At 60.0% G+C, this 20,552-nt stretch carries 22 protein-coding genes; 18 read left to right on the top strand and 4 right to left on the bottom strand.

Annotated features, from left to right (window positions below):
* The first annotated feature begins 23 nt into the window (after positions 1-23).
* The 12 genes from pilM to trpS all read left to right on the top strand — a co-directional run bounded on the left by pilM (position 24) and on the right by trpS (position 9,899).
* Complete coding sequence (gene pilM, locus J1C59_RS01795) at positions 24-827, top strand: type IV pilus biogenesis protein PilM (RefSeq protein ID WP_140917380.1); 804 nt, start codon at positions 24-26, stop codon at positions 825-827.
* Positions 824-1,369 carry a PilN domain-containing protein gene (locus J1C59_RS01800; RefSeq protein WP_140917379.1) on the top strand — a complete coding sequence of 182 codons (546 nt, stop codon included), beginning with the start codon at positions 824-826 and terminating at the stop codon, positions 1,367-1,369. Before pilM ends, J1C59_RS01800 begins: the two co-directional genes overlap by 4 nt.
* Entirely contained in the window at positions 1,362-1,850 is a 489-nt protein-coding gene (locus tag J1C59_RS01805) for a HofO family protein (RefSeq protein WP_128086469.1), read from the top strand. The genes J1C59_RS01800 and J1C59_RS01805 overlap by 8 nt, the downstream gene beginning before the upstream one ends.
* Positions 1,840-2,226, top strand: coding sequence for a DNA utilization family protein (locus J1C59_RS01810; RefSeq protein ID WP_140917378.1), 387 nt, complete (start codon positions 1,840-1,842; stop codon positions 2,224-2,226). The genes J1C59_RS01805 and J1C59_RS01810 overlap by 11 nt, the downstream gene beginning before the upstream one ends.
* A complete protein-coding gene (hofQ, locus tag J1C59_RS01815) occupies positions 2,162-3,433 on the top strand; it encodes a DNA uptake porin HofQ (RefSeq protein WP_128086470.1) in 1,272 nt (423 codons plus the stop codon). Before J1C59_RS01810 ends, hofQ begins: the two co-directional genes overlap by 65 nt.
* A 362-nt stretch (positions 3,434-3,795) precedes the next feature.
* Entirely contained in the window at positions 3,796-4,317 is a 522-nt protein-coding gene (gene aroK / locus J1C59_RS01820; protein WP_003852989.1) for a shikimate kinase AroK, read from the top strand.
* A 38-nt stretch (positions 4,318-4,355) separates the two neighbouring features.
* Positions 4,356-5,444, top strand: a complete 1,089-nt coding sequence (gene aroB, locus J1C59_RS01825; RefSeq protein WP_128086472.1) for a 3-dehydroquinate synthase — start codon at positions 4,356-4,358, stop codon at positions 5,442-5,444.
* 72 nt (positions 5,445-5,516) lie between these two features.
* Positions 5,517-6,560, top strand: coding sequence for an SPOR domain-containing protein (locus J1C59_RS01830; RefSeq protein ID WP_128086473.1), 1,044 nt, complete (start codon positions 5,517-5,519; stop codon positions 6,558-6,560).
* 93 nt (positions 6,561-6,653) lie between these two features.
* Positions 6,654-7,469, top strand: a complete 816-nt coding sequence (gene dam / locus J1C59_RS01835; RefSeq protein WP_140917377.1) for an adenine-specific DNA-methyltransferase — start codon at positions 6,654-6,656, stop codon at positions 7,467-7,469.
* A 67-nt stretch (positions 7,470-7,536) separates the two neighbouring features.
* Complete coding sequence (gene rpe, locus J1C59_RS01840; RefSeq protein WP_128086475.1) at positions 7,537-8,220, top strand: ribulose-phosphate 3-epimerase; 684 nt, start codon at positions 7,537-7,539, stop codon at positions 8,218-8,220.
* Complete coding sequence (locus J1C59_RS01845) at positions 8,204-8,881, top strand: phosphoglycolate phosphatase (RefSeq protein ID WP_128086476.1); 678 nt, start codon at positions 8,204-8,206, stop codon at positions 8,879-8,881. The genes rpe and J1C59_RS01845 overlap by 17 nt, the downstream gene beginning before the upstream one ends.
* A gap of 16 nt (positions 8,882-8,897) precedes the next feature.
* Positions 8,898-9,899: a tryptophan--tRNA ligase gene (trpS, locus tag J1C59_RS01850; protein WP_111139722.1), complete on the top strand. Its 1,002-nt coding sequence runs from the start codon at positions 8,898-8,900 to the stop codon at positions 9,897-9,899.
* Between the two features lie 57 nt (positions 9,900-9,956).
* Here the strand turns inward: trpS and cysG are convergent, their stop codons facing one another.
* Genes cysG through nirB form a run of 3 tightly spaced genes read right to left on the bottom strand, consistent with a single transcriptional unit; the run spans position 9,957 to position 14,231 of the window.
* Positions 9,957-11,321, bottom strand: a complete 1,365-nt coding sequence (gene cysG / locus J1C59_RS01855; RefSeq protein ID WP_140917376.1) for a siroheme synthase CysG — start codon at positions 11,319-11,321, stop codon at positions 9,957-9,959.
* A gap of 46 nt (positions 11,322-11,367) precedes the next feature.
* Positions 11,368-11,694, bottom strand: a complete 327-nt coding sequence (nirD, locus tag J1C59_RS01860) for a nitrite reductase small subunit NirD (protein ID WP_128085336.1) — start codon at positions 11,692-11,694, stop codon at positions 11,368-11,370.
* Entirely contained in the window at positions 11,691-14,231 is a 2,541-nt protein-coding gene (nirB, locus tag J1C59_RS01865; protein ID WP_128085335.1) for a nitrite reductase large subunit NirB, read from the bottom strand. The genes nirD and nirB overlap by 4 nt, the downstream gene beginning before the upstream one ends.
* Before the next feature lie 220 nt (positions 14,232-14,451).
* Here nirB and J1C59_RS01870 point away from each other — a divergent pair, with 220 nt between their 5' ends.
* Complete coding sequence (locus J1C59_RS01870; RefSeq protein ID WP_140917375.1) at positions 14,452-15,729, top strand: cytosine deaminase; 1,278 nt, start codon at positions 14,452-14,454, stop codon at positions 15,727-15,729.
* A gap of 36 nt (positions 15,730-15,765) precedes the next feature.
* On the opposite strand, the gene tsgA is transcribed toward J1C59_RS01870, so the two are convergent.
* Positions 15,766-16,944, bottom strand: coding sequence for an MFS transporter TsgA (gene tsgA / locus J1C59_RS01875; protein WP_128085334.1), 1,179 nt, complete (start codon positions 16,942-16,944; stop codon positions 15,766-15,768).
* A gap of 261 nt (positions 16,945-17,205) precedes the next feature.
* Between tsgA and ppiA the strand changes: the two genes are divergently transcribed.
* The 5 genes from ppiA (at position 17,206) to argD (ending at position 20,551) form a co-directional block, all read left to right on the top strand.
* Positions 17,206-17,778 (top strand): peptidylprolyl isomerase A, encoded by a 573-nt coding sequence (gene ppiA / locus J1C59_RS01880; RefSeq protein ID WP_128085333.1) that lies wholly within the window; start codon positions 17,206-17,208, stop codon positions 17,776-17,778.
* Between the two features lie 100 nt (positions 17,779-17,878).
* Positions 17,879-18,049 carry a YhfG family protein gene (locus J1C59_RS01885; RefSeq protein WP_128085332.1) on the top strand — a complete coding sequence of 57 codons (171 nt, stop codon included), beginning with the start codon at positions 17,879-17,881 and terminating at the stop codon, positions 18,047-18,049.
* Positions 18,039-18,632 (top strand): putative adenosine monophosphate-protein transferase Fic, encoded by a 594-nt coding sequence (locus tag J1C59_RS01890; protein WP_128085331.1) that lies wholly within the window; start codon positions 18,039-18,041, stop codon positions 18,630-18,632. Before J1C59_RS01885 ends, J1C59_RS01890 begins: the two co-directional genes overlap by 11 nt.
* Before the next feature lie 41 nt (positions 18,633-18,673).
* Positions 18,674-19,249, top strand: coding sequence for an aminodeoxychorismate/anthranilate synthase component II (locus J1C59_RS01895; RefSeq protein WP_128085330.1), 576 nt, complete (start codon positions 18,674-18,676; stop codon positions 19,247-19,249).
* An 81-nt stretch (positions 19,250-19,330) separates the two neighbouring features.
* Entirely contained in the window at positions 19,331-20,551 is a 1,221-nt protein-coding gene (gene argD / locus J1C59_RS01900; protein WP_140917374.1) for a bifunctional acetylornithine/succinyldiaminopimelate transaminase, read from the top strand.
* The last annotated feature ends 1 nt before the right edge of the window (position 20,552 follow it).

Raw genomic sequence — 20,552 nt, forward strand, 5'->3', positions numbered from 1 at the left:
CGGACGATAAGGAGATCGCGCGGATGGCTTTTCATACCTGGCAAATTGGGCTGGATATTCAGAATAGGCAGATTTGCGCCCTGGCCCTCCAGCCTCGTCGTGATGGCTGGCAGCTACGCCACTGGTGGCAGCAGCGGCTGCCGCAAGATACGTTAAGAAACGGCGTGCTGCAATCTTCACCTGAATTAGTGGCGGCCTTAAGCGCCTGGCGTCAGCGGTTGCCGCGTCGCTACTCGCTGCGGGTCGCACTGCCCGCCCGGCTGGTGCTGCAGCGTCAGATCCCGCTGCCTGCGCAGCCCCTGAAGGAGCCGGCACTGGGACACTTCGTGCGGGCGGCCGCCCGCCGCCTCTTCCCGCTGGAGCCTGCCGCGCTGGCGCTGGATTATCGCCCGGATGCCCGGGGCGGTCAGCTCTGCGTGACGGCGGCACGACTGGAGATCATCGATCAGTGGACCGCGCCCCTGTTGCAGGCGGGGTTAATGCCGCAGGTTTTTGAACTCACGACCGACGCGCTCAGGCGGCTGGTGCGTCAGGCATCATGGCCGCCGGGCGCGGTGCTGGCCCTGCATCAGGATGAGCGCTGGCTCTGGAGCGATGCGCAGACCGCTGCTGATAGCGCAGAGTTCGCCTCGCCCGATGCCCTTCTGCAGGCCTTCCCTGACGCGCCCGCCGTCGCCTGGTGCGCAGCCGATGAAGCACCACTGCCTGCGGATGCCATCCTGTTTTCCCCCTTTAGTCTGTTCCGCTATCAACAGCCGCCTCTGCCGGAGAATCCGGGCGCGTTTGCGCTGGCTGCCGGACTGGCGCTGCGCGGAGAGGATCGGTGAACGAGGCGGTCAATCTGCTGCCCTGGCGGCAGCGACGTCAGCGGCGGCAGCAGCGACAGAGCCTCGTAGTACTGGTGCTGGTCACCCTCAGCCTGTTGCTGGCGGTCATGCAGCAGGTCTGGCGTATTGAGCAGGCGCGTCAGGGTGTGGCGCAGGCTGCGGGCGCGCAGCAGCAGGCACTGGATCACCTGGCAAAGCAGCTGGCGGAGCAGAACGCGTTACTGGCGCAGCTCGCGGTGGTGCAGAAGCAGCAGGCGAAGCAGCGCAGAGCGCGGGCGCAGCTGGCGGCCTGGCAGCGGTTCTGGCTGGCTTTACCCGCGCTGTTGCCCGACAGCGCGTGGCTGACCTGGCTGGAGAAGCGCGACCAGCATCTGACCCTGGAGGGGAGGGCGCAGGATATGGTGGCGATCCGGCAGTTCCGGCAGGGGTTAACAACCGTCGCCCTGTTTGACCAGGTGAAGCAGGGCGGCGTTAAGCGTCAGCCTGATGGCCGCTATCAGTTTTCGCTGCGGCTGCGTTTGCGGGAGGGGAACGATGAGTGAGTGGTGGGATCGCTGGTGGCAGATGGCCGCTCTTCCACGCTACGGGCTGCTCGCGATCGGCGCTGCCGGCCTGCTGCTGATCGTCGGCTTCGCAGGGTTACGGCCCCGGCAGCAGGCGCTGATTGCGGAACAGCAGGCGCTGGCGCAGTTAACCCGCACCCTGCAGCAGCGCCAGCAGCAGTGGCAGCAGCATCCCCCTGGTGCGCAGTTGCAGGCGCAACTGCAGGCCCTGCAGCACGCCAGGCCCGAACCGGGCAGGGCCATCGACGCGATTCTGGCGGCGCGTCATCATCAGCTTGAGGCGTGGCAGCCCGATGCGGCCTCACGCACGCTGACGCTGCATCTGCAGTGGCCCGCGTTTCAGACGCTGTTCGCTGAGCTTGCCGACGGTGCCGCGCCTTTTCCGCACCACTTCCAGCTGCGCGCACAACAGTCGTTTCTGGTGGCGCAGCTCTGGCTGGAACCTGACGATGCGCCATAGCCTGCTGATTCTGCTGCTCTGCGCTGGCGGCGCGCTGGCGCGGGATCCGTTCCGGCCTGTCGCGGCGTCGATCTGCAGGGCAGCCGTCGCACCGCTGACCGGCTGGCGGCTGCAGGGGATTGTCGGACGCGAGGCGCACTATCGCGCCTGGCTGCTGACCCCGCAGGGTGAGAGCGTGATGGCCCGCAGCGGCAAACCCTTTCCCGTTGCGCCCTGGCAGCCGGCTGATATTCGCCGTCACAGCATCACCCTTGTGGTGCCGCAGAGCTGCGAGGCCCAACAGACCCGGCTCTATTTAAAAGGAGGAGTGCATGACAAGGATAGCCCTGCTGCTGCTGGCCCTGAGCAGCCTGCTGCCGGTTTACGCCGCCGATGAGGAGCCGCTCAGCCTGACGTTTGACCATGCGCCGGTCACACGTATTCTGCAGGCGCTGGCGGACTATCAGCAGATCAACCTGATGATTGCGCCGGAGGTAGAGGGAACGCTGTCGCTGCGGCTGGATACGGTGCCCTGGCATCAGGCGCTGGATCTGGTGGCGCGCATGGCAAACCTGACGCTGATCGAACAGGACAATGTCCTGATGGTCTATCCGGCAAGCTGGCAGAAGGCGCAGCAACTGGCGCGTCAGGCCGAGCAGCAGGAGGCATTACAGCAGCGCCCGCTGCAGCAACGTAGCGTGCGGTTGTACTCTGCCAGTGCCAGCGAGGTTCACGCCAGTCTGCTGCGCGAACGGCAGTCATTGATGAGCCCGCGCGGGAGCGTGACGATCGACAAACGCACCAATGCACTGCTGCTGCGCGATACGGCGGCCGCATTAAAAGAGACAGAGCGCTGGATACGGGCGCTGGATCGGCCGCTGGATCAGATTGAGCTTGCGGCGCACATTGTGACCATCAGCGAAGAGCATCTGCAGGAGCTGGGGGTGAAGTGGGGCCTGCAGGCGGATGAGGCAGCGGTGACTGACAGCCTGCATCATCCCCGGCTCGCTATTCCACTGGCGGTGAGTTCACCGGGCGTCAGCGTGGGGATCGCGCTGTCGCGCATCGGCGGCGCGCTGCTGGATCTGGAACTCAGTGCGCTGGAGCAGGAGAACCAGATCGAAATCATCGCCAGCCCGCGTCTCTTTACCTCACATCAGCAGACCGCCTCGATTAAGCAGGGCACCGAAATCCCCTATGCCGTCTCGGCCGGGAACAGCGGCGCGACCAGCATCGAGTTTAAAGAGGCGGTGTTGGGCATGGAGGTCACGCCCGTTATCTCCGGCAGTGGCCGCATTCAGCTGAAAATCCATATCAGTCAGAATATGCCGGGTCGCACCATCCGGACCGGCGACAGCGACATATTATCCATTGATAAACAGGAAATTGAGACTCAGGTCACGGTCAGCGACGGGCAAACACTGGCGTTAGGGGGTATCTTTCAGCAGCAGCGTTCGCGCGGGCAGAATCAGGTGCCGCTGCTGGGAAAGGTGCCGCTGATTGGCGGGCTGTTTCGCCAGCAGACGGAACAGCGCAAAAAAAGAGAGCTGGTCATCTTCATTACGCCACGATTGGTCAGGGAATCAGCGCTTACGGGTGGATAAAACGGAAAATGTGTTCCTGAAGGCCATCCGCGTTGACGCCGGAGAGGAATTAGCTTACAAGGTTTAGCGATTTTCAATACGGTGTAACCGTCTATGCCCGGTAAATCCTGGCAAGCAGATTAGTAAACTCCTCTGTAAGCCGCGTTGTAAAGACGCAGCGCTGGCGCGTTACAGTTTCGCGAACACAGGCCAATCCAGAAATGGATGTGCTGAAGGCAATATAATCGGTTGCCAAACAGCCTTGAGTGTTGAGATAATTTTTCATCTGACTCTTGCTAACGCTCATGAGGTCTCAGTTCCTGTCCCGCCAGCAAATGCTGAACGCGGGGTATCATTAACGAATTCTTAGTAATACCGACAAAATGGCAGAGAAACGCAATATCTTTCTGGTTGGGCCGATGGGTGCCGGCAAAAGCACTATTGGCCGTCAGTTGGCTCAGCAACTCAACATGGAGTTCTTCGATTCCGATCAGGAAATTGAGCGACGCACCGGAGCGGATGTGGGCTGGGTTTTTGATGTCGAAGGCGAAGCTGGCTTTCGCGATCGCGAAGAAAAAATCATTAACGAACTGACCGAGAAGCAAGGCATCGTCCTGGCGACAGGCGGGGGTTCCGTCAAATCCCGGGAAACGCGTAATCGTCTCTCCGCCCGCGGTGTTGTGGTTTATCTTGAAACCACCATCGAGAAGCAGCTGGCGCGCACCCAGCGTGACAAAAAACGTCCGTTGCTGCAGGTGGATTCGCCGCCGCGTGAAGTGCTCGAAGCGCTGGCTGGTGAACGTAATCCGCTTTACGAAGAGATCGCCGATGTCACCATCCGCACCGATGATCAGAGTGCAAAAGTGGTGGCGAATCAGATTATCCACATGTTGGAAAAAAGTTGATCCAACGTTCGAAGGCTTTTTAACAGGTATCGGGCATCATGGAGAAGATCACCGTCTCACTGGGGGAACGCAGTTACCCCATCACTATCGCCGCCGGACTGTTTAACGATCCGGCTTCTTTTTGGCCGCTGAAGGCGGGCGAAAACGCCATGGTGGTGACAAACCAGACGCTGGCTCCGCTCTATCTTGACCCGCTGATAGCGCAGCTGACAGCGGCAGGGGTCAATGTGGATCAGGTGATCTTACCCGACGGCGAGCAGTATAAAACGCTGGCCGTGATGGATCAGGTCTTTACCGCACTTCTGCAAAAACCGCACGGTCGTGATACGACGCTTGTCGCCTTAGGCGGCGGCGTCATTGGCGATCTGACCGGTTTTGCTGCGGCCAGCTATCAGCGTGGTGTCCGCTTTATTCAGGTGCCGACCTCCTTACTGTCGCAGGTGGACTCGTCGGTTGGCGGCAAAACGGCCGTTAACCATCCGCTGGGCAAAAACATGATCGGCGCGTTTTATCAGCCCGCGTCGGTGGTGATCGATACAACCTGTCTGCAGACGCTGCCTGCACGCGAACTGGCGTCCGGTCTGGCTGAAGTGATCAAGTACGGCATCATCCTCGATGGCGCGTTTTTCCAGTGGCTGGAGCAGAACCTGGATGCGCTGCTGGCGCTGGATACCCAGGCGCTGGCCTACTGCATCCGTCGCTGCTGTGAGCTGAAAGCGGAAGTGGTGGCAGCCGATGAGCGTGAAAACGGTCAGCGGGCGTTGCTCAATCTGGGCCATACCTTTGGTCATGCGATTGAAGCCCATATGGGCTATGGCAACTGGCTGCATGGCGAAGCGATTGCTGCCGGTATGGTGATGGCGGCGCGCACGGCGGAACGTCTGGGGCAGTTCAGTGCGGAAGAGACCGAACGCATTATCGCCCTGTTACGGCGCGCCGGTTTACCGGTGCACGGGCCGCAGGCGATGCGTGCGGAGATGTACCTGCCGCACATGATGCGCGATAAAAAAGTTCTGGCGGGCGAACTGCGGCTGATACTGCCGCTGTCGATTGGCCGCTCTGAAGTGCGTGGCGGCGTGGCACATGATATGGTGCTGGCTGCAATTAACGATTGTCAGCAACCCTGAGATTAAGCAGTTGAGTGGTGACGCGGCGCGCAGGGTGCGCAGTGCGGAATGCCGCTTTACGGAGGAGGCAAAATGGATGAGTTTAAACCGGAAGACGAGTTAAAACCTGACGCCAGCGACCGCCGTCCCTCGCGCCCTCGTAAGTCGTCTACCGCAGCCAGACTACCGGTTTCGCGCCAGCGTATCATGATGGGTGTCGGGATCCTGGTCCTGCTGTTACTGGTGCTGGGCATTGGATCGGCACTGAATGGCCCGGATGAGAAGAAATCCACCACGGCGGCGAATGCGCCGGCGGCGGGTGGCGGTTCTGGCAGCGAGAAAAATATCGATCTGACCGGCTCTTCATCCATGTCTGGTGCGCAGAACAGCCCGGCCACGACCGAAAACAGCCCGGCGACCGGCGCAAACAGCGGCTCTGACGCGCAGCGCGACATCTCCATGCCGCCAGTGGCTTCTACGCCGACGCAGGCGGCACCGGTTGATGCGCCCGCGAATCAGCAGCGTGTGACGCTGCCGGGCGATCTCAACAGTGCGCTGACGAATCAGCAGCAGCAGGTCGATACCGCTGCGATGGGCTCGCAGGGGGGCAGCTCTCTGCCCACCGCGCCTGCGACCGTCAGCGGCACGGCGGGCACATCCGGCACCGCAGCTAACCCGGTTACCGCACCGAGCCGCCAGACGCCAAACCGGACCAGTACAGCGGCCCGTCCCGCGCACGAGTCATCGCACAAAACGGCCACCGCGTCGAAGCCGGCGACCCGTGACAGCAGAACACACACGACGCCCGCGCGGACGCCAGCCACCTCTGCACCTGCTACGTCCGTTGCCGGTAGCGGTACGGCCAGCAAATCCCTGCCAGGCGGTAGCTACACGCTGCAGCTGAGCGGCGCGTCGAAGCCGGAAAGCCTGAACGCCTGGGCGAAGCAGCAGAACCTGAGTGGCTATCACGTCTACAAAACCACCCGCAGCGGTCAGCCGTGGTATGTGCTGGTCAGTGGCTCCTACGCGACGCCAGCGGATGCTAAGCGGGCGGTGGCCTCACTGCCTGCAGATGTGCGTGCGAAAAACCCATGGGTGAAACCCGTCAGCCAGGTGAAAAAAGAAGCCAGCCAATAGCGGATGTGGGGCCACTCGCTGGCCCCGTTTAAAGCGCAGATCTGCTGTCGGTTCAGCCACAGCCTCACAATAAGATGTAATAACCACGACAGCATGAAAAAAAATCGCGCTTTCCTGAAATGGGCAGGGGGAAAATTTCCCTTAGTAGAAGAGATCCATCGCCATCTGCCGCAGGGCGACTGTCTGGTCGAGCCATTTGTTGGTGCAGGTTCGGTGTTTCTGAACACTGAATTTGATCGCTATCATCTTGCCGATATCAACAGTGATCTGATTAATCTCTACAACATCGTTAAAACGCGCACGTCGGACTTTATCCGCGATGCGCAGCGGCTGTTCACGCCAGAAAATAACAACGAACTCTGTTATTACCAGCACCGCACCGAATTCAATACCAGCACGGACGCTTATCAGCGTGCGCTGCTGTTCCTCTATCTGAACCGTCACTGTTACAACGGCCTGTGCCGCTATAACCTGCGGGGTGAATTCAACGTCCCGTTCGGCCGCTATCGCAAACCCTACTTTCCGGAAGCAGAACTGTTATGGTTTGCTGAGCGTGCACAGAAAGCGACGTTTGTCTGTGAATCGTACGATGTTACCCTGAAAGGGGCCGGTAAAGGATCGGTGGTCTATTGCGACCCGCCTTATGCGCCGCTGTCGGCGACGGCTAATTTTACGGCTTACCACACCAACAGCTTCAGCCTGCGTGAGCAGGAGAATCTGGCGGCGCTGGCGGCAGAGATTTCGTCATCGGAGCACCGGATTCCGGTACTGATTTCCAACCACGACACTGCACTGACGCGTTTGTGGTATCAGGATGCAGTGTTACATGTGGTCAAAGCCCGGCGTTCCATCAGCCGGAGCATAACCGGTCGCACCAAGGTCGACGAACTGCTGGCACTTTATCGCTAGTCTGTTTCGTCCGCGACCAACGCATTACGCCAGCCGCAGGGCTGGCGCACAACAGTGGGAGAATCGGATGAAACAATATTTGCTGGCCCCTTCAATCCTTTCGGCAGACTTCGCTCGCCTGGGCGAGGATACGGCCAAAGCGCTGGCGGCCGGAGGTGACGTGGTTCACTTCGACGTGATGGATAACCACTATGTCCCTAACCTGACCATGGGGCCGATGGTGCTGAAAGCCCTGCGCGACTATGGCATCACCGCCCCCATCGATGTGCATCTGATGGTGAAACCGGTGGATGCACTCATCCCCGAGTTCGCCAAAGCGGGCGCCACCTATATCACTTTTCATCCCGAAGCCAGCGAACATGTCGATCGCACCCTGCAACTGATCAAGGAGCACGGCTGCAAAGCGGGCCTGGTGTTTAACCCGGCCACGCCGCTGAGCTACCTCGATTACGTGATGGATAAGCTGGATATCATTCTGCTGATGTCCGTCAACCCCGGTTTTGGCGGTCAGTCCTTTATTCCCGGCACGCTGGATAAGCTGCGTGAAGCGCGCAGACGTATCGATCAGAGCGGCTACGACATTCGTCTGGAAGTGGATGGCGGCGTCAAGATCGACAACATCGGCCAGATCGCGGCCGCGGGGGCGGATATGTTTGTGGCCGGCTCGGCCATCTTTGGTCATCCCGATTACAAAAAAGTGATCGACGATATGCGCAACGAACTGGAGAAGACCAATGGCTCATTTCACTGATATTCGTGCGCTGGCGTTCGATCTGGATGGCACGCTGGTCGATAGCGCGCCAGGCCTGGCCGATGCGATTGACCGCACGCTGAACGACCTTCGCCTGCCGCAGGCGGGCCTGGCGCGTGTGTCAACCTGGATTGGCAACGGTGCCGATATCATGATGGCCCGCGCGCTGACCTTCGCGCTGGGCCGCGAGCCGCAGCCAGAGGAGCAGCGTGATGCCCGGGCGCTGTTTGACCGTCATTACGCCGACACCGTTGAGGCGGGCAGCACGCTGTTCCCGCAGGTGAAGGAGACGCTGGACGCATTCAAAGCCGCCGGGCTGCCGATGGCGATTGTCACCAACAAGCCGACGCCGTTTGTGGCACCGCTGCTCGCGTCGCTGGGTATTGAGGATGCGTTTTCACTGATTATCGGTGGCGACGATGTGCCGGTTAAAAAACCGCATCCGGCGGCGATCTTTAAGGTGCTGGGCACCTTTGGTCTGCTGCAGAAGGAGTTGCTGTTTATCGGTGATTCCCGCAATGATATCCAGGCCGCGCAGGCGGCGGGCGTTCCGCATGTTGGCCTGACCTTTGGCTACAACTATGGCGAGCCGATTGCCACCAGCCAGCCCGATTTAACCCTCGACTCTTTCGACGAACTATTGCCCGCTCTGGGGCTGTAAATATCAGGACTTAAGTATGAAACCCATCGTTTTCAGCGGCGCACAGCCGTCCGGCGAACTGACCATCGGCAACTACATGGGAGCACTGCGTCAGTGGGTGCAGATGCAGGATGATTTCCACTGCATCTACTGCATCGTGGATCTGCATGCGATCACTGTGCGTCAGGATCCTGCTGCACTGCGTAAGGCGACGCTGGATACGCTGGCGCTCTATCTGGCCTGTGGTATCGATCCGGAAAAAAGCACCATCTTCGTGCAGTCGCACGTGCCGGAGCACACGCAGCTGAGCTGGATCCTGAACTGCTACGCCTACTTCGGTGAGCTGAGCCGCATGACCCAGTTCAAGGATAAATCTGCGCGCTACGAAGAGAACATCAACGCCGGTCTGTTCGACTACCCGGTGCTGATGGCGGCTGACATCCTGCTGTATCAGACCCATCAGGTGCCGGTCGGCGAAGATCAGAAACAGCATCTGGAGCTGAGCCGCGATATCGCGCATCGCTTCAACGCGCTGTATGGCGAGATCTTCAAGGTGCCGGAGCCGTTTATTCCGAAGTCCGGCGCGCGCGTGATGTCGCTGCTGGAGCCGACGAAGAAAATGTCCAAGTCTGACGATAACCGCAACAACGTTATCGGCCTGCTGGAAGATCCGAAAGCGGTGGTGAAGAAGATTAAACGCGCCGTGACCGACTCTGAAGAGCCGCCTGTCGTGCGTTACGACATCAAAGAGAAAGCGGGCGTCTCTAACCTGCTGGATATTCTGTCGGGCGTGACCGGCAAAACCATCGCCGAGCTGGAGCAGGAGTTCGAAGGCAGGATGTATGGCCACCTGAAAGGCGCGGTGGCGGATGCCGTCTCCGGCATGCTCTCCGAGCTGCAGGAGCGCTATCACCGTTTCCGCAACGATGAAGCGCTGCTGGAGCAGGTGATGCGTGATGGCGCGGCCAAAGCTCGCGCTCAGGCGCAGGAAACGCTGAAGAAGGTATATGAAGCGGTGGGCTTTGTTGCGATGCCGTAACGGCTGAGTCGACAGACAGGACGGCGGGCAGAATGCCCGCCGTTTTTCTTTGCAGGCTCAGAACCAGCGCAGCGTCTCACGCAGCGCGACCACGCTGCCGATAATCATCAGGGCGGGGCTGGCGACCTGATCCGCCAGCGCTTCCAGCTCGCCGAGTGTTCCGCTCACCACGCGCTGACGGGGCGTGGTGCCGTTTTCCACCAGCGCCACCGGCATATCACGTCGCATACCGTGCGTGATGAGCTGCTGCTGAATCTCTGCGGCCTGGGTCAGACCCATGTAAAACACCAGCGTCTGCCGCTCCGCCGCCAGGGTCTGCCAGGCGAGAGACCCCGTTTTCTGCAGATGCCCGGTCACCAGCCTGACGCTCTGCGCGTGATTGCGGTGGGTCAGGGGAATACCGCTGTAGGCGGCACAGCCGGAGGCGGCGGTGATGCCGGGCACCACGCTGAACGGGATCTGCTGTTGTGCCAGCGCCTCCAGCTCTTCGCCACCGCGTCCGAAAATAAAGGGATCGCCCCCTTTCAGCCGCACCACCCGTTTACCGCGCAGCGCCTGTTCGCAGAGGACCTGATTGATCGCCTCCTGCGGCACGCAGTGATAGCCGGCCTGCTTACCGACAAAAATGCGTTCGGCATCGCGACGCACCAGATTCAGGATCGCATCCGAGACCAGCCGGTCATAGACGATGACATCCGCCTGCTGGATCAGCTGCAGGCCTTTCAGGGTCAGCAGACCGGCATCGCCCGGACCGGCCCCCACCAGCGCCACTTCTCCGCGCACGGCGGGATCGGCACTCAGAAGCGTCTCGGTGATCTGTGCGGCACGATCCTCATCGCCGTTCGCCAGCGTCTGCGCCAGCCGCTCGCTGCTGAAAAAACGCTCCCAGAAGTGGCGACGACCAGATGGGGAGGCGAACTGCGTTTTTACCCGGTCGCGCAGGGCGCCTGCCCGCTGCGCCAGCTTGCCGAGATGCTGCGGCAGCATCGCCTCCAGCTTCTCCCGCAGCAGGCGGGCCAGCACCGGCGCGCGTCCGCCGGATGAGACGGCGACCATCAGCGGTGAGCGGTCGATGACGGAAGGCATGATGGCGCTGGCCTGCTGCGGGGCATCCACCAGATTGCAGAAGATCTGCTGCTTTTCCGCCGCGTCAGCGACCTGCTGATTCACGGCGTTGTCGCTGGTGGCCGCGACCACCAGCCAGCAGCCCGTCAGCCAGTGCGGCTCAAAAGGGCCGTGCAGCAGCGTCACGGCCTGCTGCTGCGCCCAGTGCCGGAACGCGGGCGAGAAATCCGGTGCGCCGACCCACAGATCGGCCCCGGCCGCCAGCAGCAGCCGGGCTTTTCGCTCCGCCACGTCACCTGCGCCCACCAGCAGGCAGCGTCTGCCCTGCAGGCGGCAGAACAGGGGAAAGTAGTCCATCAGGCGTCCTTATTAAAAAGCCCGCGCAGGCGGGCTGTTGAGGGCGTTACAGGCAGACCTCTACCTGTCCGGCGTTGACCCGCACCGGCCAGGCCGCCACGGAGCGCGTCTCATCCTCCATGCAGTAGCCATCGCTGAGGCGAAAACGCTGCTTTTTCAGCGGGCTGGCGACCCAGAGTGTCCCCTCATGTTCGGCAATAATGCCGCGTGACAGCACGCTGGCATGGGCAAAGGGATCGATATTGCTGAGGGCATAGAGCTGCTCATCGTCGCGTGGGCGGAAGATCGCAACCTGCTGCCCTTTGACCAGCGCACAGACGCCGGTGACGGGCAGGATCTCCGTCAGCGGGCAAACCGGATTCCACTGGCTCATCGTTCGGTCTCCTCAATCAGGGTTACAGCGATACGTTCATCGACGCGTGCCGGGCGATGCTGATCGCGCTCGGCGACCCACTGCACATCAGGATCGCGCTGTGATGAGTTGATGAAGTGGGCGAAGCGCGTCAGATGCGCTTTATCTTCCAGCGTGGTTTTCCATTCACAATGGGCCGTGGCGCGCAGGGCGGTCAGCTGCGCTTCCATCTGGCTGTTGAGGCCGAGCCTGTCATTCACGATCACGCTGCGCAGATAGTCGATGCCGCCCTCCAGACTCTCCAGCCACAGCGAGGTGCGCTGCAGACGGTCGGCGGTGCGGATGTAGAACATCATGAAGCGGTCGAGATAGGTGATGAGCGTCTGCTGATCCAGATCGGCCGCCAGCAGATCGCCGTGGCGGGGCTTCATGCCGCCGTTACCGCAGACGTAGAGGTTCCAGCCTTTTTCCGTGGCAATCACGCCGACATCTTTGCCCTGGGCTTCCGCGCATTCACGGGTGCAGCCGGAAACGCCAAACTTCATCTTGTGCGGCGTCCGGATCCCTTTGTAGCGGTTCTCCAGCATCACGCCTAAGCCAAGGCTGTCGCCCACGCCATAACGACACCAGGCGCTGCCGACGCAGGTTTTCGCCATACGCAGCGCCTTGGCGTAGGCCTGACCGGTTTCGAATCCGGCGTCGATCAGCTGTGACCAGATCGCAGGCAGGTCATCTTTCTGCGCGCCAAACAGACCAATACGCTGGGAGCCGGTAATTTTGGTGTAGAGGCGATAACGTTCGGCGACCTCACCGATCGCCTTCAGGCCCTGCGGCGTAATCTCACCGCCGGGCGAACGCGGGATCACTGAATAAGTGCCATCTTTCTGGATATTGCCCAGATAGAGGTCGTTGCTGTCCTGTAACGGCGCATGCTGAGGGGCGAGCACATACTCATTCCAGCAGGAGGCGAGCAGCGAACCCACCGCAGGCTTGCAGATTTCACAGCCGTAACCCTGACCGTAGCGGGCCAGCAGCTCATCGAAGGTTTTGATCGCCTCCACCTGAATCAGATGATAAAGCTCCTGACGTGACCAGGCGAAATGGGCGCAGAGATGGTTAGTGACCTCGATACCCTGGCGGCTGAGTTCGCTGTTCAGCACCTGGGTAATCAGCGGAATACAGCCGCCGCAGCCGGTGCCCGCGCGGGTCGTGCTTTTCAGCGCCGCCACGGTGTGACAGCCGCCCTGAACCGCCTTGACGATGTCGCCTTTACTGACGTCGAAGCAGGAGCAGATCTGCGCGCTATCCGGCAGGGAATCGACGCCGATCGCCGGCTTATCCCCGCTGCCCGCCGGCAGGATCAGCGCCTCCGGATTGTCCGGCAGCGGAATCGCATTCAGCACCAGCTGCAGCAGGTTGCCATAGTCGCGGGTGTCACCCACCAGCACGGCACCCAGCAGGGTTTTCTGATCCTCGCTGATCACCAGGCGTTTGTAGACCGATTTGCCTTCATCCAGCCAGACCACGCTGCGCGCGCCGGGCGTGGTGCCGCGGGCGTCGCCAATGCCGCCGACATCGACACCCAGCAGTTTCAGCCTGGCGCTCATGTCTGCGCCGGTAAAGGCATTATCGCGGCCCAGCAGGTGGTCGCTGGCGACCTGCGCCATTTTATAGCCCGGAGCCACCAGGCCGTAGACGCGATTCTGCCAGGCGGCGCACTCGCCGATCGCGTAGATATCGGGATCGCTGGTGCGGCACTGGTCATCAATGGCGATGCCGCCGCGCGGCCCCAGGGTCAGCCCGCACTGTTTTGCCAGTTTGTCCTGCGGACGAATGCCGGTGGAGAAGACGATGAAATCGACATCCAGCGCGCTGCCATCGGCAAACGCCAGCGTTTTGCCGCCGTGCTCGTGATGCACAATCTGCCGGGTGTTTTTACCGATGTGTACCCGCACGCCCATCTGTTCGATCTTGCGACGCAGCAGTTCGCCGCCCTGCTGATCCAGCTGCTCCGCCATCAGCACCGGGGCAAACTCGATGACGTGGGTTTCGATACCCAGATTTTTCAGTGCGCCTGCCGCTTCCAGCCCCAGCAGGCCCCCGCCAATCACCGCACCACGTTTGCAGCGGCGCGAGCAGGCTTCAATGGCGTTGAGATCTTCGATGGTGCGGTAGACAAAGCAGTCGCTGCCCTCTGCCCCGTTGATGGGCGGGATCCACGGATAGGAGCCGGTCGCAAAAATCAGCGTGTCGTAGTGCACCGCGCGGCCGGTGCTGGAGTGAATGAGCTTCTCATCACGGTTAATGGTGATGGCGCGCTCGCCCAGCAGCAGGCTGACCTGATGTTTGTCGTAATAGCCTTCCCGCACCAGCGACAGTTCTTCAGCAGTATGATGGGAGAAGTAAGCGGACAGATGGACACGATCGTAGGCGACGCGGGGTTCTTCACAAAAGACGGTCAGCGAAAACTGGTCGGGTTCCGCTTTCTCCAGCAACTCTTCGATGAAGCGGTGGCCGACCATGCCGTTACCGATAACGACGACATTGTGCTTGCTCATTTTTGCCTCAAATTTGCGATATCTGCGGCTACAATAGCGCGCCGTTTCTGACGCTTATTGATATGCATCAACCACAGCGCCATATACCCATTAAGAGGTAGGTGTCTGATTTTCATTGAGTTTGTCAGATGCGGCTAACCTGCTGAATAGCCTGCATTGCGGTTCCTGGTATGAATCGTGCTAGTTTTAACCTCACCGCTAACCGAGGAAGGAATCAGCCATGCAGTCACCCGGCAGGATCAATAACGTGCGTTTGCCCGGCCAGGACGGGTTGTGGCAAATCGACATCGCCGACGGCAAAATTGCCCGGCTTTCCGCTCAGCCGCAGCCGCTCCCGGCGACAGATCAGGCGCTGGATGGGGAGGGCGGCCTGGCCTGCGCGCCCTTTGTTGAGCCACATATCCATCTGGACACGACCCAGACGGCGGGCGAACCGGCCTGGAACCAGTCCGGCACCCTGTTTGAGGGGATCGAGCGCTGGGCCGAGCGCAAAGCCCTGCTCAGCCATGAAGATGTGAAACAGCGGGCGCTGCAGACGCTGAAGTGGCAGATCGCTAACGGCATCCAGTTTGTCCGCACCCACGTCGACGTCTCCGATCCGTCGCTGACGGCCCTGAAGGCGATGCTGAAGCTGAAGGCGGAGATGGCGCCCTGGATCACCATCCAGATTGTCGCCTTCCCTCAGGAGGGGATCCTCTCCTATCCCAACGGCGAAGCGCTGCTGGAGGAGGCGCTGCGGCTGGGTGCGGATGGGGTCGGCGCGATCCCGCATTTCGAATTTACCCGCGAGTATGGCGTCGAATCGCTGCATAAAACCTTTGCGCTGGCGAACCGCTACGACCGGCTGATCGACGTGCACTGTGACGAGATCGACGATGAGCAGTCGCGCTTCGTTGAAACCGTGGCGGCGCTGGCGCATCGCGATGGCAACGGGGCGCGGGTGACGGCCAGCCATACCACCGCGATGCACTCTTACAACGGGGCTTACACCTCGCGGCTGTTCCGGCTGCTGAAACTCTCCGGCATCAACTTTGTCGCTAACCCGCTGGTCAATATCCATCTGCAGGGGCGTTTTGACACCTACCCTAAACGGCGCGGCATCACGCGGGTAAAAGAGATGCTGGAGGCGGAAATTAACGTCTGCTTCGGTCACGACGATGTGTTTGACCCCTGGTATCCGCTGGGCACTGCCAGCATGCTGCAGGTGCTGCATATGGGGTTACATGTCTGTCAGCTGATGGGCTATGAGCAGATCAATGCGGGTCTGGACCTGATTACGCACCACAGCGCCAGAACGCTGCAGCTGCCGGATTACGGCATTGAGGTCGGCCATGACGCCAGCCTGGTGATTCTGCCTGCGGAGAGTGGTTTTGATGCGGTAAGAAGGCAGGTTCCGGTGCGCTATTCGCTGCGTCAGGGCAGGGTTGTGGCAGAGACGAAGCCGGCAGAGAGTGAGATTTACTGGCGGGAGCGGGAGCGCGTGGACTTCCGGCGTTAAACAGCAGGGCGGCGATATCCCGCCGCCCTGAAGAGATTAGTGCATGACGTGACCGTGAGAACGGTGACGGCTGACAAAGCCAAGCAGGGCACACATTACAAATACCACGGCGTAGAGGGCGTTCGCCGTCGCCAGGGCGGTGTGCACGCCACTCTTCTCCACGATAGGCGCCGTCACCACAAAGGTCAGCATGGTGCCGACGGTGCCGCAGGTCAGAATGAAGTTCACCAGCTTCGGTGAGGCCACTCTGGTCTGCAGTGAACCCAGGGTGATGATGGTGGTGTAGATGGCGCTGGAGCTGAAGCCCAGAATCATGATGATCCATTTCAGCATTCCGGCATCGCTGCTGCTGACGAACCAGTACATCAGCAGGGTCGCCAGACCCGCCAGCACCATCAGAATGCGTTGCAGGTCGAAGAAACGCAGCAGGAAGCTGAAGGCCCACATGCCGACCATGTACGCGGTCCAGAAGCTGCCGACCAGCTGCCCGGCATCATCGATATTCATGCCCATGACTTTGGTGGCATATTCCGGCACCCAGGAGATGAAACCGAGCTGGCCCAGAATGTAGCAGAGTGCCGCCACCGCCAGCAGCAGGACGCCCACACCCCATTTTTCCTTCTCAACCGTCGGGCTGTTCTCAGGCTTACGCAGCACCGGGAACTCCACGAACAGCGTCATGATGAAGATGGCGACGTAGATAAAGCCGATGCAGACATAGACCCAGTACCAGGGCAGCTGACGCGCCAGCAGAATGCCTGCCAGCACCGGAAACAGCGTGCCCGCCATGCTGAAGAAGGAGTCGGTAAACAGCAGGCGGGAACCGCGCTGACGGCCTTCATACATATGGGTGATCAGGAAGGTCCCGATCGACATGGTGATGCCGCTGACCACGCCCAGCACGAACATACAGAGCGAAAAGACCGTCAGATCGCGACTGGTCATCAGGCCGATTATCGCCAGGACCATCAGGACGAAGCCAAAAATCAGCTGGCGCTTCAGCGGCACGATGACCATCAGCCAGGCGTTGAGGAAAACGGCCGCCAGGATGCCGCTGTTCAGGAAGGTGAAGGTGTTACTCATGCTGGAGATGGGGATCTGGAAATCTTTGGCGATATCGCCCATCACCATACCGGTAACGATCACCAGCGCGCCGGTCAGCGCGTAGGAGAAGAAGCTTATCCAGGTGAGGCCAATACGATTACGGTTTGTCATGTTCTGAACCTGTTGAGAACCGGGTGGCAAAAAGTGTCAGAAAGTGTAAACGGAACTGTGATCTTAATAAACAAGCAGTGAAACATGAGATCCATATTTCACGCGTTGTGTGATTTTAATCACGCTGATGCGCCGGTTTATCGTTTGCTTCCCACTTTTACCGCCACAGCGTAAATATAGGTAAAACGCTGGCTCCTGGAATAGAGTCTCTTTACAATCAATCACGTTTTTGTGCCCGCTCTCCCAGGTAAGGAATCTTTCATGTTTAAACGTACTTTAGCAGCGGCCTTCACCCTGTTAGCGCTCTCTTCCGTTTCTGTCCAGGCGCTGGCCGCAAAAGGTGACACCCACGTTCTGCTCACCACCTCCGCCGGCAATATCGAACTCGAACTGAATAACCAGAAAGCGCCGGTCTCCGTGAAAAACTTCGTTGATTACGTGAACAGCGGTTTCTATAACAACACCATTTTTCATCGCGTGATCCCGGGCTTTATGGTGCAGGGTGGGGGATTCACCACCGATATGCAGCAGAAGCAGACCAACGCGCCGATCAAAAACGAAGCTGACAATGGCCTGCGTAACCTGCGTGGCACCATCTCGATGGCGCGTACCGCCGACAAAGACAGCGCGACCAGCCAGTTCTTCCTGAACGTGGCGGACAATGCGTTCCTCGACCACGGACAGCGTGATTTTGGCTATGCCGTGTTTGGTAAGATCGTGAAAGGTCAGGATGTGGTAGAAAAAATTTCGCAGGTGCCAACCAAAGATGTTGGCCCTTACCAGAATGTCCCGTCCAAACCGGTTGTCATTCTCTCCGCCAAAGTCCTGCCTTAAGCCTCCCTGTTGCCCTCTCCGGAGGGCGACAGCCTGCCGCCTCCGGCAAAGCCAGAATTTGCTCTTATACTTAGGGCAAAAAACCTGAGCAGGAGGCGGTATGGCGAACAGACTCACCGAAAAACAGAAAGTCACCCTGTGGCAGCAGCGGCGTAGCGCCAGCTATCAGGCCAGTTGCCGTCTGGAGGGCTTTGCACCGAATGAAACCAGCGTTAACAGCGATGATGCGGCGGCACGCCTGGCGTCCCTGAGGAGGCAATATGGACTCTAACAGCGCCGTCAGTCAGGATCCTTACCTGTGGCAGCATGACAACGTGCTGAAAAACCTGGCCGATATTCACGATGCCGCCCAGCTGCGCAAGGCGGAGCTGAGCTTCAGCGCGGCGCGGGCCGCGACACTGGAACTGGGCCCGCGCAATCCGGGGCTGCCCTATCTGCGTCTGATCCACCGCACGCTGTTCCAGGATATCTACAGCTGGGCGGGTGAGCTGCGCACCATCGATATCTGGCGCGATGAGACGCCCTTCTGCCATTTCGAATATATCGAAAAAGAGGGCAACGCGCTGATGGCCGCGCTGGAGGAGGAGAAGGGGCTGGCGGAGCTGCCGCGCGAGGAGTTTATCCGCCGCATCGCGCACTACTATTGTGAAATCAATATGCTGCACCCGTTTCGTCACGGGAATGGCCGCGCACAGCGCATCTTCTTCGAACAGCTGGCGCTGCATGCCGGTTATCTGCTGTCGTGGGAAGAGACGGATGCGGAAAGCTGGAAAGCGGCGAATCAGGCTGGCGTGGCCGGCGATCTGGAACCGCTGGAGCAGGTGTTTGCGAAAGTGGTGAGTGAGGCAGCTTAACCGCGTAGAATAGCGGCGCGGGTTATCACTCTGGATGGTTCATGCTGCTGCTTATCGACAACTACGACTCCTTTACCTGGAATCTTTATCAATATTTCTGTGAACTGGGCGCAGAAGTGCAGGTGGTGCGCAATGATGCCATCACCCTGGCACAGATGGCGGCCTTACCGCTGACCCATCTGGTGATCTCGCCAGGTCCCTGCACGCCGTCGGAGTCGGGAATTTCGCTGGCGGCGATCAGGCACTTTGCCGGTCAGCTGCCGGTGCTGGGTGTCTGCCTGGGGCATCAGGCGATCGCCCAGGCGTATGGCGCACAGGTGGTGCGGGCGCGTCAGGTGATGCACGGCAAAACGTCCGCTATTCAGCACACCGGTCAGGGTGTGTTTCGCGATCTCAATAATCCCCTGACCGTGACCCGCTACCATTCGCTGATTGTGCAGCGTGATTCCCTGCCGGACGATTTTGAGATAACGGCCTGGACGGTGCGTGACGGCGAACCCGACGAAATCATGGGATTCCGCCACAAGACCCTTGCCCTGGAGGGCGTGCAGTTCCATCCCGAGAGCATTCTCAGCGAACAGGGCCACCAGCTGCTGCGCAATTTCCTGACGCAATAAGTTGCCTTTGAGTGATTTTTTATGCATATTTTGTGATTATTATTTCAAGGTTGCACAAACATCATTCAAATGGGGTCATCAATGGCAGCGGAAAAAATTGCGGTCACGCGGGAGACGTTCGATAACGTTATTTTGCCTGTTTATGCACCTGCGCAGTTCGTGCCGGTAAAAGGCAAGGGCAGCCGTGTATGGGATCAGCAGGGCAAAGAGTATATCGATTTCTCGGGTGGCATCGCCGTCACCGCACTTGGACACTGCCATCCTGCGCTGGTTGAGACGCTGAAAAGCCAGGGCGAGACGCTGTGGCACACCAGCAACGTGTTCACCAACGAACCGGCGCTGCGTCTCGCCAGTAAACTCATTCACGCCACCTTTGCCGAGCGCGTTTTCTTCGCGAACTCCGGCGCCGAAGCCAACGAAGCCGCATTTAAGCTGGCGCGCTATTACGCCTGCAAGCGCCACAGCCCGTTCAAAAGCAAGATCATCGCCTTCCACAACGCTTTTCATGGCCGGACGCTCTTTACCGTCACGGTCGGCGGGCAGCCAAAATATTCAGACGGATTCGGGCCTAAACCGGCAGATATCGTCCATGTGCCGTTCAACGACCTGGACGCGGTGAAAGCGGTGATTGACGACCATACCTGCGCCATCGTGGTTGAGCCTGTTCAGGGGGAAGGCGGCGTGATGCCTGCCACACAGGCCTTTATGCAGGGGTTGCGTGAGCTTTGCGATCAGCACCAGGCGCTGCTGGTGCTGGATGAGGTGCAGAGCGGCATGGGGCGCAGCGGCAAGCTCTTCGCCTATGAGCACTATGGCATTCAGCCCGATATCCTGACCTCGGCCAAAGCGCTGGGCGGCGGGTTCCCGGTCAGCGCCATGCTGACCACCAATGAGATTGCCTCGACGATGGCGCCGGGCGTTCATGGCACCACCTATGGCGGGAATCCTCTGGCCTGCGCCATCGCCGAAACCGCGCTGGATATCATCAACACCCCGGCCGTGCTGGCGGGCGTGGAAGAGCGTCGTCAGCACTTTGTGACGGCGCTGCAGGCGATTGACGCGAAGTATGATCTGTTCAGCGATATTCGCGGCAAGGGGCTGCTGATTGGTGCGGCGCTGAAGCCTCAGCACGCCGGTAAATCGCGCGACATCCTGAATGCCGCGGCGGCCGAAGGGGTGATGGTGCTGGTTGCCGGTACTGACGTGATGCGTTTCGCGCCGTCACTGATCATTGAACCCACTGACATCGAAGAGGGCATGCGTCGCTTCGCCACGGCGGTCGGCAAAGTGCTCAACGGCTAAA

It is taken from the genome of Pantoea deleyi (assembly GCF_022647325.1).
In the GTDB taxonomy this organism is placed as follows: Bacteria; Pseudomonadota; Gammaproteobacteria; order Enterobacterales; family Enterobacteriaceae; genus Pantoea; species Pantoea deleyi.

Bases quoted from the DNA above. Each gene is read 5' to 3' on its own strand.
- pilM (WP_140917380.1), top strand. From the start codon at position 24: ATGGCTTTTCATACCTGGCAAATTGGGCTGGATATTCAGAATAGGCAG.
- J1C59_RS01805 (WP_128086469.1), top strand. From the start codon at position 1,362: ATGAGTGAGTGGTGGGATCGCTGGTGGCAGATGGCCGCTCTTCCACGC.
- J1C59_RS01810 (WP_140917378.1), top strand. From the start codon at position 1,840: ATGCGCCATAGCCTGCTGATTCTGCTGCTCTGCGCTGGCGGCGCGCTG.
- hofQ (WP_128086470.1), top strand. From the start codon at position 2,162: ATGACAAGGATAGCCCTGCTGCTGCTGGCCCTGAGCAGCCTGCTGCCG.
- aroK (WP_003852989.1), top strand. From the start codon at position 3,796: ATGGCAGAGAAACGCAATATCTTTCTGGTTGGGCCGATGGGTGCCGGC.
- aroB (WP_128086472.1), top strand. From the start codon at position 4,356: ATGGAGAAGATCACCGTCTCACTGGGGGAACGCAGTTACCCCATCACT.
- J1C59_RS01830 (WP_128086473.1), top strand. From the start codon at position 5,517: ATGGATGAGTTTAAACCGGAAGACGAGTTAAAACCTGACGCCAGCGAC.
- dam (WP_140917377.1), top strand. From the start codon at position 6,654: ATGAAAAAAAATCGCGCTTTCCTGAAATGGGCAGGGGGAAAATTTCCC.
- rpe (WP_128086475.1), top strand. From the start codon at position 7,537: ATGAAACAATATTTGCTGGCCCCTTCAATCCTTTCGGCAGACTTCGCT.
- J1C59_RS01845 (WP_128086476.1), top strand. From the start codon at position 8,204: ATGGCTCATTTCACTGATATTCGTGCGCTGGCGTTCGATCTGGATGGC.
- trpS (WP_111139722.1), top strand. From the start codon at position 8,898: ATGAAACCCATCGTTTTCAGCGGCGCACAGCCGTCCGGCGAACTGACC.
- cysG (WP_140917376.1), bottom strand. From the start codon at position 11,321: ATGGACTACTTTCCCCTGTTCTGCCGCCTGCAGGGCAGACGCTGCCTG.
- nirD (WP_128085336.1), bottom strand. From the start codon at position 11,694: ATGAGCCAGTGGAATCCGGTTTGCCCGCTGACGGAGATCCTGCCCGTC.
- nirB (WP_128085335.1), bottom strand. From the start codon at position 14,231: ATGAGCAAGCACAATGTCGTCGTTATCGGTAACGGCATGGTCGGCCAC.
- J1C59_RS01870 (WP_140917375.1), top strand. From the start codon at position 14,452: ATGCAGTCACCCGGCAGGATCAATAACGTGCGTTTGCCCGGCCAGGAC.
- tsgA (WP_128085334.1), bottom strand. From the start codon at position 16,944: ATGACAAACCGTAATCGTATTGGCCTCACCTGGATAAGCTTCTTCTCC.
- ppiA (WP_128085333.1), top strand. From the start codon at position 17,206: ATGTTTAAACGTACTTTAGCAGCGGCCTTCACCCTGTTAGCGCTCTCT.
- J1C59_RS01885 (WP_128085332.1), top strand. From the start codon at position 17,879: ATGGCGAACAGACTCACCGAAAAACAGAAAGTCACCCTGTGGCAGCAG.
- J1C59_RS01890 (WP_128085331.1), top strand. From the start codon at position 18,039: ATGGACTCTAACAGCGCCGTCAGTCAGGATCCTTACCTGTGGCAGCAT.
- J1C59_RS01895 (WP_128085330.1), top strand. From the start codon at position 18,674: ATGCTGCTGCTTATCGACAACTACGACTCCTTTACCTGGAATCTTTAT.
- argD (WP_140917374.1), top strand. From the start codon at position 19,331: ATGGCAGCGGAAAAAATTGCGGTCACGCGGGAGACGTTCGATAACGTT.